Annotated in this window: 10 protein-coding genes; 9 read left to right on the top strand and 1 reads right to left on the bottom strand. The window is 69.9% G+C overall.

The window, feature by feature from the left end:
- Window positions 1-107: 107 nt before the first annotated feature.
- From ABGB14_RS28070 to ABGB14_RS28055, 4 genes are read left to right on the top strand one after another with little or no spacing between them, the layout of a single operon-like run.
- Entirely contained in the window at window positions 108-1,025 is a 918-nt protein-coding gene (locus ABGB14_RS28070; protein WP_347646813.1) for an LLM class F420-dependent oxidoreductase, read from the top strand.
- A 42-nt stretch (window positions 1,026-1,067) separates the two neighbouring features.
- Window positions 1,068-2,639 (top strand): 3' terminal RNA ribose 2'-O-methyltransferase Hen1, encoded by a 1,572-nt coding sequence (locus ABGB14_RS28065; protein WP_347646812.1) that lies wholly within the window; start codon window positions 1,068-1,070, stop codon window positions 2,637-2,639.
- A complete protein-coding gene (locus tag ABGB14_RS28060) occupies window positions 2,623-5,097 on the top strand; it encodes a polynucleotide kinase-phosphatase (RefSeq protein ID WP_347646811.1) in 2,475 nt (824 codons plus the stop codon). The genes ABGB14_RS28065 and ABGB14_RS28060 overlap by 17 nt, the downstream gene beginning before the upstream one ends.
- Window positions 5,098-5,151: 54 nt before the next feature.
- On the top strand, window positions 5,152-6,552 hold the full coding sequence (locus ABGB14_RS28055; protein ID WP_347646810.1) for a sugar porter family MFS transporter: 1,401 nt from the start codon (window positions 5,152-5,154) through the stop codon (window positions 6,550-6,552).
- Between the two features lie 61 nt (window positions 6,553-6,613).
- On the opposite strand, the gene ABGB14_RS28050 is transcribed toward ABGB14_RS28055, so the two are convergent.
- Window positions 6,614-7,411, bottom strand: coding sequence for a CAP domain-containing protein (locus ABGB14_RS28050; RefSeq protein WP_347646809.1), 798 nt, complete (start codon window positions 7,409-7,411; stop codon window positions 6,614-6,616).
- 509 nt (window positions 7,412-7,920) lie between these two features.
- Between ABGB14_RS28050 and ABGB14_RS28045 the strand changes: the two genes are divergently transcribed.
- The 5 genes from ABGB14_RS28045 to ABGB14_RS28025 all read left to right on the top strand — a co-directional run bounded on the left by ABGB14_RS28045 (window position 7,921) and on the right by ABGB14_RS28025 (window position 13,453).
- Window positions 7,921-9,678, top strand: coding sequence for an ABC transporter substrate-binding protein (locus ABGB14_RS28045; protein WP_347646808.1), 1,758 nt, complete (start codon window positions 7,921-7,923; stop codon window positions 9,676-9,678).
- Between the two features lie 73 nt (window positions 9,679-9,751).
- Window positions 9,752-10,747: an ABC transporter permease gene (locus ABGB14_RS28040; RefSeq protein WP_347646807.1), complete on the top strand. Its 996-nt coding sequence runs from the start codon at window positions 9,752-9,754 to the stop codon at window positions 10,745-10,747.
- A complete protein-coding gene (locus ABGB14_RS28035) occupies window positions 10,744-11,628 on the top strand; it encodes an ABC transporter permease (RefSeq protein ID WP_347646806.1) in 885 nt (294 codons plus the stop codon). Before ABGB14_RS28040 ends, ABGB14_RS28035 begins: the two co-directional genes overlap by 4 nt.
- Window positions 11,625-12,566, top strand: coding sequence for an ABC transporter ATP-binding protein (locus ABGB14_RS28030; protein WP_347646805.1), 942 nt, complete (start codon window positions 11,625-11,627; stop codon window positions 12,564-12,566). The genes ABGB14_RS28035 and ABGB14_RS28030 overlap by 4 nt, the downstream gene beginning before the upstream one ends.
- Window positions 12,566-13,453, top strand: a complete 888-nt coding sequence (locus ABGB14_RS28025; protein WP_347646804.1) for an ATP-binding cassette domain-containing protein — start codon at window positions 12,566-12,568, stop codon at window positions 13,451-13,453. Before ABGB14_RS28030 ends, ABGB14_RS28025 begins: the two co-directional genes overlap by 1 nt.
- Window positions 13,454-13,470: the final 17 nt, after the last annotated feature.

The following is a 13,470-nucleotide window of genomic DNA, read 5'->3' as shown; positions in this document are numbered from 1 at the left end:
GTGTTCGGTCGGCTACGTACAGCGCTGGCTGGTGCACGCTACCAACCGCGGGCGGCACGGCGCGGCCCTTTGCAGGTTCGCGTCCGTTGTGTGCGGATAATGTGGGCATGAAGCTGCGGATCTTCACTGAGCCCCAGCAGGGCGCGACATATGACGACCTGCTCTCCGTCGCACAGGCTGCCGAACGCCTGGGTTTCGACGCTTTCTTCCGGTCTGACCACTACCAGCGCATCGGCGCCGGCGACCCGGGCCCCGGCTCGACCGACGCCTGGATCACGCTTGCCGGCCTGGCCAGGGAGACCTCAAGGATCCGGCTGGGTACGCTGGTGAGCCCGGCCACGTTCCGGCTGCCGGGGCCGCTGGCGATCAGCGTGGCCCAGGTCGACCAGATGAGCGGCGGCCGGGCCGAGCTGGGCTTCGGCACCGGCTGGTACGACGGAGAGCACGCCGCGTACGGAATCCCCTTCCCGCCGACGGGCGAGCGTTTCGCGCGCTTCGAGGAGCAGCTCGAGATCATCACGGGCCTGTGGACGGCGGAGAAGGGCTACTCCTTCGAGGGCAGCTACTATCGGCTCGCCGACTCGCCCGCCCTGCCCAAGCCCGTCCAGCGGCCCAGGCCGCCGGTCATCATCGGCGGGTTCGGCGCGAAGCGCACGCCCCGGCTGGCGGCGACGTACGCGGACGAGTACAACGTGCCGTTCCGCACCCTGCCGGAGGTCGGGGAGGCCTTCGGCCGGGTGCGCGCGGCGTGCGAGAGCACCGGGCGCACCGTGCTGCTGTCGACGGCGCACACCACGGTCGTGGGAGCCGACCGGGCGGAGGTCGAGCGGCGTGCGGCGGCCGTCGGCGAGAACCCGGACACCCTGCGCGAGCGGGGCCTGGCCGGCACCCCCGCCGAGGTGACCGAGAAGCTCGCCGAGCTCGCCGAGCTCGGCGCGGAGCATGTCTACCTGCAGATCCTCGACCTGGCCGACCTGGAACACCTGGAGCTGATCGCCGCCGAGGTGCTTCCGCACGTGGCGTAATCGATTGGCGGCGCTTCGCGTGGTTACGGCACACTTGTGCGGGTGCTGTTGACGATCACGACCACCGCGCGGCCCGCCACCGATCTCGGCTTTCTCCTGCACAAGCATCCCGAGCGTGTGCAGGAGTTCGGCCAGTCGTTCGGCACGGCCACGGTGTTCTACCCCGAGGCCGGCGACGAGCGCTGCACGGCGGCGCTCATGCTCGAGGTCGACCCGATCGCGCTGGTCAGGTCGCGTGGCAAGGGCTCGCCCGACTTCAGCCTGTCGCAGTACGTCAACGACCGCCCCTACGCCGCCTCCTCGCTGCTGGCCGTGGCGCTGGCCGACGTGTTCCGCACCGCGCGGGCCGGCCGGTGCAGGGCCAGGCCCGAGCTGCCGGGCACGCCGCTGCCGCTGGAGCTGCGGCTGCCCGCGCTGCCCTGCCGGGGCGGGCCCGACCTGGCGCGGCGGCTGTTCGAGCCGCTCGGCTGGGAGGTGGCCGCGCAGCCGATCGTGCTCGACGACGGCTTCCCTGAGTGGGGGGAGTCGCGCTACGTCCGGCTCACCCTGAGCGGGTCCGCCCGCCTGGCCGACGCGCTCAACCACCTGTACGTGCTGCTGCCGGTGCTCGACGACGGCAAGCACTACTGGATCGCGCCCGACGAGGTCGACAAGCTCATCAGGGCGGGGGAGGGATGGCTGCACGGCCACCCGGAGCGCGGCCTGATCACCCGGCGCTACCTGGGGCGGCGCTCGAAGCTGGCCCGCACCGCGCTGGCGCGCCTGGCGGAGCTGGGCGACGAGACCGAGGAGCAGCTGGAGCCCGCGGTCGAGGAGGACGCGCCCGCCGACGAGGCCGCCACGGAGGCGGAGACCGCAGAGCCGGAGGCCACGGGGGCCGGCGCCACGACCGGCGAAACCGCAGAACCACCGACAGACCTCGAACCGGCACGGAACGCCGCAGCCCAGGACGCCGCAGCTCAGGACGCCGAGGCGCGCGAGGGCGCGGGCGGTGGCGCGCCCAAGGGCAGGTCGCTCAGCGTGCGGCGGCGCGAGACCGTGCTCGCCAAGCTGGAACAGCTCGGCGCGGCCAGCGTGATCGACCTTGGGTGCGGTCAGGGCGAGCTGGTCGGCGCGCTGCTCGCCAGGCCCCGGTTCGCCAGGGTCGGCGGCATGGACGTCTCGTCGATGGCCCTCACCATCGCCGCCCGCAAGCTGCGTCTCGACCGCATGCCGGACACCAAGCGGGCCCGGCTCACCCTGTTCCAGGGCGCGCTCACCTACACGGACAAGCGGCTGTCCGGCTACGACGCCGCCGTGCTCATGGAGGTGATCGAGCACGTCGACCCGCCCCGGCTGGCCGCGCTCGAACGGGTCGTGTTCGCCCACGCCAGACCCGGGCACGTGCTCGTCACCACGCCCAACATCGAGCACAACGTCCGCTACGAGTTCCTGACCGGGCTGCGCCACCCCGACCACCGTTTCGAGTGGACCCGCGCCGAGTTCGCCGCCTGGGCCACCCGGGTGGCCGGGCAGCACGGCTACCAGGTGGCGTTCGAACCGGTCGGCGACGACGACCCCGAGGTCGGCCCGCCCACCCAGATGGGAGTGTTCACCCGTGATCAGCGTTCCTGAGCTCTCCCTCGTGGTGCTCGTCGGGGTCTCCGGCAGCGGCAAGTCCACGTTCGCGGCCCGGCACTTCGGGCCCACGCAGGTCATCTCCTCCGACTTCTGCCGGGGCCTGGTCTCCGACGACGAGAACGACCAGTCGGCCACGCCGGCGGCGTTCGACCTGCTGCACCACATCGTCGGCGTGCGCCTGGCCAGGGGGCTGCTCACCGTCGTCGACGCCACCAACGTCCAGTACGCCGCCCGCAAGAGCCTCATCGACCTGGCCAGGAAGCACGACGTGCTGGCCGACGCGATCGTGCTCGACGTGCCGGAGGAGGTGGCGATCGAGCGCAACGCCGCCCGCCCCGACCGCGACTTCGGCCCCGGCGTGGTGATCAGGCAGCGCAAGGACCTGCGCCGCTCCCTCGGCAAGATCTCGCGCGACGGCTTCAGGAAGGTCCACGTGCTGAGGGGCCTGGACGAGATCGACGCCGCCACGGTCGGCTACGAGAAGGCGTGGTCGGACAAGACGGAGCTGACCGGGCCGTTCGACATCATCGGCGACGTCCACGGCTGCCGTTCGGAGCTGGAGACCCTGCTCGGGAAGCTCGGCTGGCAGCGCGGCCCGCGGGGGCACACGCACCCGGAGGGCCGTACCGCGGTGTTCGTCGGCGACCTGGTGGACCGCGGGCCCGACACGCCGGGCGTGCTGCGCCTGGTCATGGACATGGTCGAGGCCGGCACGGCGGTCTGCGTGATGGGCAACCACGAGCAGAAGCTGGTGCGCGCGCTCAACGGACGCAAGGTCAGGGTCGCGCACGGCCTGCAGGAGTCGCTCGACCAGCTCGCCGCGCAGCCGCCCGGGTTCGCCGAGCGGGCCAGGACGTTCATGGACGGCCTGCTCAGCCACTACCGCCTCGACGGCGGCCGGCTCGTCGTCGCGCACGCGGGGCTGAAGGAGGCCTACCACGGCCGCGCCTCGGGCCGGGTGCGCGCGTTCGCCCTGTACGGCGACACGACCGGCGAGACCGACGAGTACGGCCTGCCGGTCCGCTACCCGTGGGCCGACGAGTACCGGGGCCGGGCCATGGTCGTCTACGGTCACACGCCCACGGTCGCCCCCGAGTGGGTGAACAACACGATCTGCCTCGACACGGGCTGCGTGTTCGGCGGCCACCTGACCGCGCTGCGCTATCCGGAGCGCGAACTCGTCCAGGTTCCCGCCGAGAAGGTGTGGTACGAGCCGGCGAAGCCGCTCGGCGCCGCCCAGGTGCGCGATCCCGGCATGCTCGACATCAACGATGTGATCGGCACCCGGCACGTCGAGACCAGGTTCGGCGCCCGCGTCAAGGTCATGGAGGAGAACGCGGCCGCCGCGCTGGAGGTCATGAGCCGGTTCGCGGTCGATCCGCGCTGGCTGGTCTACCTGCCGCCCACCATGGCGCCGCCGGAGACCTCCACGCTCGACGGCTACCTGGAGCACCCGCACGAGGCGTTCGAGGAGTTCGCCGCCGCCGGGGTGCGCGAGGTGGTGTGCGAGGAGAAGCACATGGGCTCGCGGGCCGTCGCCGTGCTGGCCAGGACGCCGGAGGTGGCCGCCGCCCGGTTCGGCGTGAGCGACGGCGGCGCGGGCGCGGTGTTCACGCGCACCGGGCGGCCGTTCTTCGCCGACACCGCGCCCCTGGTGGCACGGCTGCGCGAGGCCTGCGAGCCGCTCTGGGCGGAGCTGGGCTCCGACTGGGTGGTGCTCGACTGCGAGCTGCTGCCCTGGTCGGCGAAGGCGGGTGAGCTGATCAGGTCGCAGTACGCCTCCGTCGGGGCGGCCGCCCGCGCCGCGCTGCCCGAGGCGATCGCGGCCCTGGAGGCGGCGGCCGGTCGCGGGCTGGAGGTCGGCGACCTGCTCGGCCGCACCCGGCGCCGCTCCGGCAACGCCGCCCTGTTCCGCGACGCGTACGCGCGGTACTGCTGGCCCGTCGACGGGCTGGAGGGGATCCGGGTGGCGCCGTTCCAGATCCTGGCCTGCGAGGGGAGGGCCACGGCGCTGGAGCCGCACGCCTGGCACCTGTCCACGTTGGGGCTGCTGGAATCCCCGCTGATCGCCAGGACCGAGCACGTCTTCGTGACGCTCGGCTCGCCCGGGTCCAGGGCCGCGGCCACCGCCTGGTGGGAGTCGATGACGGCGGCGGGCGGCGAGGGCATGGTGGTCAAGCCGGCCGCCTACGCGCCGGGCCGCGTGCAGCCGGGGGTCAAGGTGCGGGGGCGCGAATACCTGCGGATCATCTACGGCCCCGACTACACCGAGTCGCTCGACGTGCTGCGCAGGCGCTTCCTCGGCAAGAAGCGCTCGCTGGCGCTGCGCGAGTACGCGCTGGGGCTGGAGGCGCTGTCGCGGCTGGCCGACGGCGAGCCGGGATGGCGCGTCCACGAGCCGGTCTTCGCGGTGCTGGCCCTCGAGTCGGAGCCGGTCGACCCCCGCCTGTGACGGGCATACGTGCGTGATCCGCGGGTAGTTCCCCGGCCTGGGGGAAGGACCTGCATGGCTACTCAGCACACCCATAAAGAGCACTTGAGTCACGTCGTGTTCATCACGGCGGCGGCGGCTGTCGGCGGGTTCCTGTTCGGCTACGACAGCTCCGTCATCAACGGCGCGGTCGTCGGGATCCAGAACCACTTCCGCGTGGGGCCGGTGGTGATCGGGTTCGTGGTGGCGATCGCGTTGCTCGGGTCCGCCCTGGGAGCCTGGATGGGCGGCCGGCTGGCCGACCGGCTGGGCCGCACCCGGTCCATGCAGGTGGCGGCGGCGCTGTTCGCGGTCAGCTCGATCGGGCAGATGTTGCCGTTCGCCGTCTGGGATCTGGGGTTCTGGCGGGTGGTCGCGGGTTTCGCCATCGGCATGGCGTCGGTGCTCGGGCCCGCCTACATCGCCGAGGTGGCGCCGCCCGCCTACCGGGGGCGGCTGGGCTCGTTCCAGCAGCTGGCCATCGTGCTCGGCATCGCGGTCTCCCAGCTGGTCAACTATGTGATCGCCAGCATCGCCGGTGGCAACGTCAACTATCACCTGGGGCCGCTGCAGGCCTGGCAGTGGATGCTCGGGGCGTGCGTCGTGCCCGCCCTGCTCTATCTGCTGTTCGCCTCGGTCATCCCGGAGTCCCCGCGTTACCTGATCATGTCGGGGCGGAGCAGGAAGGCCCGCGAGGTGCTGGCCGAGGTCGAGGGCGAGGACATCGACCTCGACGCACGGGTGGCGGAGATCCAGCACGTGCTGCGCACCGAGAAGGTGCCGGGGCTGAAGGACCTGCGCGGCCCCGCGCTCGGGTTGCTGCCGATCGTCTGGATCGGCATCGTCCTGTCGGCCTTCCAGCAACTCGTCGGCATCAATGTGATCTTCTACTACTCGTCCGTGTTGTGGCAGTCGGTCGGCATCAACCAGGCCGACTCGTTGCTGATCAGCTTCTCCAGCTCGATCATCAACATCATCGGCACGTTCATCGCCATCTCGCTGGTGGACAAGATCGGCCGGCGGCCACTGCTCATGATCGGGTCGGCCGGGATGGCGGTCTCGCTGGCCACCGCGGCGTGGGCGTTCAGCGCGGCGCGGATGGTGGAGGGGACGGTGTCCCTGCCCAACCCGCAAGGGGCGATCGCGCTCGTGGCGGCGAACGTGTTCGTGTTGTTCTTCGCGCTGTCCTGGGGTGTGGTGGTCTGGGTGCTGCTCGGCGAGATGTTCCCCAACCGCCTCCGCGCCGCCGCCCTGGGCGTCGCAGCGGGGGCGCAGTGGATCGCCAACTGGCTGATCACGGTGTCGTTCCCGGCGCTGTCGGAGTGGAACCTGTCGCTCACGTACGCCGCGTACGCGGGCTTCGCCGTCCTTTCCTTCCTGTTCGTCGCCAAGTGGGTCAGGGAGACCAAGGGGCGCAAGCTTGAGGAGATGGGCTGAGACGGCCGGGGTGGCCGGGGCGTACGCCCCGGCCACCGTCGCCCGTGCGTCCCGGAGGTGATCACTTCGTGACGAAGTCCTGGGTCCAGTAGATCCGGCCCTGGCCGTCCTTCTTCGCGCCGACACCGATGAGGTTGTAGCGGCAGTTCAAGATGTTGGCCCGGTGGCCGGAGCTGTTCATCCAGGCCCGCACCACGGAGGCCGCGGAGGGCTGGCCCCAGGCGACGTTCTCTCCCCATGCCCGGAACCCGGTGAGGCCGGCCGCCTCGAGGCGCTGCCGGAGGTCGGGGCGGCCGGGGAGCTTGTGCGCCATCTTGTTCTGCTCCGCCATGTCGGAGGAGTGGCCGACGGCGGCGGCGCGGAGTTTCCTGTCGTGCTTGAGCGGCCCGCAGCCCTTCTTGGCGCGTTCGGCGTTGGTCAGCTTGACGACCTCGTTCTCCACGGCCGTGCCCGCCCCGCCCGAGGAGGGAGGACGAGCGGCGTCGCCCGGCTCGCACGTCAGCTTGGCGGCCTTGGACGTGACGGTGTGGCCGCGGTAGTCGGTGGCGAACGCGTAATAGGTGCCCGGCCGGCAGTCGATCTTCAGGGTGATGCGGCCGTTCCTGGTCGCGCCGCTCTTGACGACCGGGTCCCGTCCCTCCACGGCGCGCTTGATGCGGATGCGGAGGAGCGCGGGGCCGAAGCACCCGCGGCGGACGGCGAATGACGTGATCTTCTGTGCCTCGTCGTCGAGCCGGGGCTTGGCCACGCTCACCCGGCACGCGGCCTCGGATGTGGTGGCGGCCTGCGCCGTGCCGAGCGGCGCGCCCAGCGCCGCCACGGTCACGAGTCCGGCGAGTACCCCAAGGGGTCTACGCATAAGGGTGTGCCTCCAGTTGCGATAGACGCTGGTTGGGACCGCATTCTGTCGGGAAAGCTATCGATTTGTCATCGAATCGCGATAAAAGCCGGTAAACCAGAGTGGCTCCAGAGGCGACGTCGCGATCAAGGCGGGCTCCCCGCCGCCGCCCGTGCCGGGTCGCTGATTGAACCGGTTAGGCCGTACCCACCGATGTGGTCGTTTCATGCCTCGGCGCGTGGCAGGTCCGCAGTGAGAGCGTTTGCAGGACCACGTCTCGAAAGCGTCACGGCCCTTGACGTACGCGTCACCAGGAATTTACGTTCGCGGTACTTATCCGGTTCAGCAGGCCGTCGCCGGCCTACGACTACTGAAGAAGTGATCGCTCACCGGCCAGCGGACGGGGGAGTGTGCTCGCCATCCTGATGGGAGCGCTCCCAAGCGCATGCGGGCCCGTTCGAAGCCGCTCATCGGGGTTGTCTAGCAGACATGCGAACCTTCGCGCCTGGCGCGGAGGAAGGAGAGAAGAGATGCGTATCCGGGCTCGGATCCTCATCCCGGTCGTGGCGGCGGGCCTGCTGGCCACGGCCTGCACCGGCGGCGGAACCACGCCGAACCCGCCGGCGTCACAGGCGCAGGGCCAGCCCGGCGCCGCCAGCGCCGACCCCAACCAGCTGCCGCGCAACGAGACCCTGTACACCACCGGCACCCAGTGGGGCCCGCCGCTCAACTACAACCCCATCCGGGAGTGGGACTCCGCCGTGGGCACCAAGGGCCTGGTGTACGAGACGCTGTTCCACTACGACACCAACGCGGCCAAGCTCGTCCCGTGGCTGGCCGAGAGCGGCTCGTGGACCGATGACACCACCTACGTGCTCAAGCTCCGCCAGGGCGTCAAGTGGTCCGACGGCCAGCCGTTCGCCGCCAAGGACGTCGTCTACACCTTCGAGCTCGGCAAGATGGAGACGATCCCGTTCCACAACCTCTGGGAGTGGCTGGAGAAGGTCGAGGCGACCGACGACCAGACCGTGACGTTCACCTTCTCCGAGGCCAACTACCAGCAGTGGGACTACATGCTCTACAGCCGGGCGATCGTCCCCGAGCACGTCTGGAAGGACCGCTCGGAGAAGGAGGTGCTCGACGGGACCAACGACAACCCGGTCTCCACGGGCGCGTACACGTTCATGAGCAAGGACCAGGACCGCGTGGTCCTGCAGCGGCGTGACGACTGGTGGGGCAAGACGGCGCTCGACATGGAGCCCAGGCCCCGCTACATCGTCGACATCGCCACGCCGAGCAACGAGGTCGCGATGGGCATGCTGCTGCAGAAGGGCCTCGACCTCAGCAACAACTTCCTGCCCGGCGTGGCCAACCTGGTGCAGGGCAACTTCGGCCTGACCACCTACTACAAAGAGCCGCCGTACATGTTGTCGGCCAACACCGCCTGGCTGGTGCCCAACACCACGAAGAAGCCGATGGACGACCCCGCCTTCCGCAAGGCGCTGGCCTCGTCGATCGACGTCAAGAAGATCGTCGAGAGCGTGTACGGCAACCTCGTCAAGGCGGCCAGCCCGACGGGCCTGCTCCCGCAGTGGGACACGTTCGTGGACAAGAACGTGGTGTCCGCGTCCGGCTTCGCCTTCGACACGGGCAAGGCGAAGAAGCTGCTGGCCGACGCCGGCTACAAGGACGGCGACGGCGACGGGTTCGTGGAGAACAAGGACGGCTCCAAGATCAGCCTGACGCTCATCGTGCCGTCGGGCTGGACCGACTGGATGGAGTCGGCCCGGTCGATCGCGACCAGCGCCAAGGCCGCCGGCATCCAGATCACGCCCGACTTCCCCGACTTCAACGCTCTGGTGGAGAAGCGCACCGAGGGCGACTTCGACCTGCTCATCAACAACGAGCGCCAGCTGTCCAACTCGCCGTACACCTACTACGAGTACATGTTCCAGCTGCCGGTCAGGAAGCAGCAGAACACGGTCAACTTCGCCCGCTACGAGAACGAGAAGGCCTGGGACCTCGTGCAGCAGCTCGACCAGGTCAGGACCGACGACATCGCCGGCATGCAGAAGATCACCTCGCAGCTCCAGCAGATCCACTTCGACGACATGCCGGTCATCCCGCTCTGGTACAACGGCCTGTGGGCGCAGCACAGCACCAGCACGTGGAAGAACTGGCCGGCCGCGGAGGGCAGCGCACCCAAGACCGGCGCCGTCATGTGGCGCAACTGGTTCGAGCTGGGCGGCTTCGAGACGCTCGCCCAGCTCCAGCCGGCCGGCTCCTGACCTCTGACCGTTCACCCCTCCGCCCCGCGCGGCTCGGGCCGCCGGGGCCGGAGGGCCCTCTCGGAGAACACGCGTGCGTCGCTACTTCAGCAGGAAACTGCTCATCTACGGACTGACCTTCTTCGTCGCCGTCACGGTCAACTGGCTGATCCCGCGCTTCATGCCGGGCGACCCGGTGGCCGGCATGGTGGCGCGGGCGAACGTCGCCCAGCCCGAGGCCGTCGAGGCGATGCGGGCCTACTACAACGACCTCTTCGGCTTCGACCAGCCGCTCTGGCAGCAGTACGTGAACTTCTGGGGCGCGATGTTCCAGGGTGACTTCGGGATCAGCATCTGGTTGTTCCCGACGCCGGTCAGCACCGTGATCAACGGAGCGGTGCCGTACACGCTGGGCCTGATCATCCCGTCGGTGCTGCTGAGCTGGGTGGTGGGCAACCGGTTCGGCGCCTACGCCGCCCGGCGCAAGCTGCTCGACAACACCGTGCTGCCCGTCGGCTACGTGCTGACGGCCATGCCGTACATGTGGCTGGCGGTGCTGCTGGCCTGGGCGCTCGGCGTGATCGCGGGCCTCTTCCCCGTCGCGGGCGGCTACAGCTTCTCGATGCGGCCCAACTGGTCGTGGACGTTCGTGCTGGACCTGCTGCACCACTGGACGCTGCCGTTCCTGTCGTTGTTCCTGGTGGCGCTGGGCGGCTGGGCGATCGGCATGCGCAACATGATCATCTATGAGCTGGAGTCCGACTACTCCAACTACCTGTCGGCGCTCGGCGCGCCCGCCCGGCTCATCCGCAGGTACGCCTTCCGCAACGCCGTCCTGCCCCAGATCACCGGCCTGGCCCTGCAACTGGGCGTGCTCGTGGCGGGAGCGCTCGTCACCGAGATCGTCTTCGCCTACCCGGGCCTGGGCAGCCTGATCCTCAAGGCGATCCAGAACCAGGACTTCTTCCTGCTCCAGGGCACGTTCCTGTTCATCGTGCTCGGAGTGCTGATCGCCAACTTCATCATCGACATCGTCTATGTCGTGGTCGATCCGCGGACCAGGGCGGGAATGGCGGGTGCGCAGGCATGACGACACTCCAGGAGACCGAGCCCCGCGAGCGGGAAGGGGTGCGCCGCGAGGCGCTGCACTTCGCCGTGCGCAACGGCAAGCTGATGGCCGGGTTCGGCATCGTGGTCGTCCTGCTCGTGCTGGGCATGGTGGGGCCGCTGCTGGTGAGCGGCACGCCCAACGACTACGGCACCCGCCCCATGAGCCCGCCCTCGGCCGAGCACTGGCTCGGCACCACCACGTTCGGCCAGGACATCTTCCTCCAGTTCGTGCACGGCCTGCGCGCCACCTTCCTCGTGGGCGTCATCGGCGGCGGCATCGCGGCGGTCATCGGCATGCTCGTGGGGTTCGTGGCCGGCTACCGGGGCGGCGTGGTCGACGAGGTGCTCAACATGCTGACCAACGTCATCCTGGTCATCCCCACGCTGGCCGTGCTGCTGATCATCAACGCCTACCTGGGCATCCGGAGCGTGGCGGTGCAGGGCCTGTTCATCGGGCTGACGCAGTGGCCGTGGGCGGCGCGGGCGATCAGGGCGCAGACGTTCTCGCTGCGTACCCGGGAGTTCGTGGACCTGGCGCGGATGAGCGGAGCCGGCACCTGGCGGATCATCTCCAGGGAGATCGCGCCGAACATGAGCTCCTACCTGTTCATGACGTTCATCCTGCTGTTCGGCGGCGCGATCCTCATCGCCTCCTCGCTCGACTTCATCGGCCTCGGCCCGACCGAGGGCGTCTCGCTCGGCCTGATGTTGCAGAACGCCAACCAGTGGAGCGCGCTCCAGCTCGGCATGTGGTGGTGGTTCGTGCCGCCGGGCGCCGGCATCACGGCGATCGTGGGCGCCCTCTACGTCGCCAACGTCGGGCTCGACGAGGTCTTCAACCCGAAACTGAGGGAGACATGAGTCTGCAGGTCAGCGAGCTCCGGGTATACTACAGGACGCTCAAGGGCGAGGTGCGCGCGCTCGACGGCATGACCTTCGAGCTCGGCGACGGCGAGATCCTCGGCCTGGTCGGCGAGTCCGGCTGCGGCAAGAGCACCCTGGGCAAGAGCCTCATCCGCATGGACGGGCGCATGCGCCACGTCGGCGGCACGGTCGTGCTCGACGGCCAGGAGCTGCCGATCGGCGACGACCGCGCGATGAACGACTTCCGCTTCCGCGAGGTCTCCCTCATCCCGCAGTACGCCATGAGCGCGCTCAACCCGACCCGCAGACTGCGCAAGATGGTCACCGAACTGCTCAGGTCCAGGGGCTCGGCGGTGGACACCACCGAGCTGGAGCGCCGGATGGACCAGGTCGGCCTGCCCCGCGAGGTGCTCGACCGCTACCCGATCGAGCTGTCGGGCGGCATGAAGCAGCGCATGGTGATGGTGATCTCCACGCTGCTCGACCCGTCGCTGCTGATCGCCGACGAGGTCACCTCGGCGCTCGACGTCTCCACGCAGAAGGCCGTCGCCCGCGCTCTGCTCGGCTTCCGCGAGAGCGGCTACGTCAAGAGCATGATCTTCGTCACGCACGACATCGCGCTCACCCACCACATCGCCGACACGATCATGGTCATGTACGCGGGCCGGCTCGCCGAGAAGGCCCCGGCCGACGTGATCGTCAAGGCGCCCCGCCACCCGTACACGAAGCTGCTGCTCGACTCCCTGCCCGAGGTCGGCGTGCGCTACGCCGACCGCCGGCTCGAGGGCATCCCCGGAAGCCCGCCCTCGCTGCTCGACCCGCCCACCGGCTGCCGCTTCCGCGCCCGCTGCCCGATCGCGGGGGACGAGTGCGCGCAGGACCCGCCGGTGGCCGAGCTCGCCCCCGACCACCACGTCGCTTGCTGGAAGGCCTGATGCTCAGACTCGACGACGTCACCAAGGAATTCAGGATCGGCGCCTTCGGCGGCAAGAGCGTCACGGCCGTGCGGGAGGTGAGCTTCGAGGTCGTCCCCGGCGAGGTCGTCTCGCTGATCGGGGAGAGCGGCAGCGGCAAGAGCACGATCGGGCGGATGATCCTCGGGCTGAACCCGGTCACCCGCGGCTCGATCACCTTCGACGGGCGGCCCGTCCGGGCGGGCAAGGAGTACTACCGCCACATCCAGGGCATCTTCCAGGACCCGTTCAGCTCGTTCAACCCGGTGTTCAAGGCCGACCGCGTCTACAACATGATCAAGGAGGCGTACTACCCGGCCGTCCCCCAGGCCGAGTGGGCGGAGCGCGTCGAGGTGGCGCTGCGCGACGTGCGGCTCAACCCCGGCCAGGTGCTCGGCAAGTATCCCCACCAGCTCAGCGGCGGCCAGCTGCAGCGCCTGCTCATCGCCCGCGCGCTGCTGCTGGACATCAAGCTGCTGGTCGCCGACGAGATCACCAGCATGCTCGACGCCTCCACCCGCATCGACGTGCTCAACCTGCTGGCCGAGCTGAAGGCCAGAGGGCTGGGCGTGCTCTACATCACCCACGACCTGTCGCTCGGCACCTACCTCGCCGAGCGCACCGTGGTGCTGCGCCGGGGGAGCGTCGTGGAGATGGGGCTGACCGGCCGCGTCTTCGGGGATCCGCTGCACCCGTACACGCGCGAGCTGCTGTCGGCCGTGCCACGCATGAACCAGGCCTGGGACGACGCCACACCCGTGGACTCCTGCGTGTACCACGAGCGCGGCGCCGCCGGCGCCCTGATCGAGGCCGAGCCGGGGCACTTCGTGGCGTGCGCCCGGCTGGACACCTGCCCCCTAGGAGGCTGAGCCGGGGAGCGCGGGGC

It is taken from the genome of Nonomuraea sp. B10E15 (genome assembly GCF_039871615.1).
Taxonomy (GTDB): domain Bacteria; phylum Actinomycetota; class Actinomycetes; order Streptosporangiales; family Streptosporangiaceae; genus Nonomuraea.
This window is presented reverse-complemented; position numbering and strand designations above follow the sequence as displayed.